The organism is Pseudomonas sp. 2822-17, from assembly GCF_002742485.1.
In the GTDB taxonomy this organism is placed as follows: Bacteria; Pseudomonadota; Gammaproteobacteria; order Pseudomonadales; family Pseudomonadaceae; genus Aquipseudomonas; species Aquipseudomonas cyclaminis.
In genome coordinates this window covers 1-289 of the sequence record NZ_LJRZ01000333.1, presented here as the reverse complement: position 1 = coordinate 289, position 289 = coordinate 1, and the positions used below count along the sequence as shown (strand labels likewise).

At 33.9% G+C, this 289-nt stretch carries 1 protein-coding gene; it reads left to right on the top strand.

Annotation, left to right across the window (positions count from 1 at the left end):
* A partial coding sequence (locus AOA60_RS32625; RefSeq protein ID WP_218240595.1) for a hypothetical protein occupies positions 1–289 on the top strand: 289 nt, incomplete at both ends.

The window sequence follows — 289 nt, the reverse complement described above, 5'->3', positions numbered from 1 at the left end:
GAATTGAAGAGGCACATGAAATTGTCAACCATGCAATAGAGCATACTGGACACCACCCTGGTTTATGTTTAGCAATGGCTAATATACAAAAAACAGAAACTGAAAAACTAAAGTGGATTAATGAAGTTTTTGAAAGCTCTGGTTTTATGAAAGTAGAGAAAAGAGACCAAGACCAAGCACTGAGTTTAAACAATCTAAGAGGGAAGGATGATAACTTTCCAAAGTATTTAGGGGAGCAAAATAAAAAAGTATCAATAATAATACCTGCTTATAATGCAGAGGATATGAT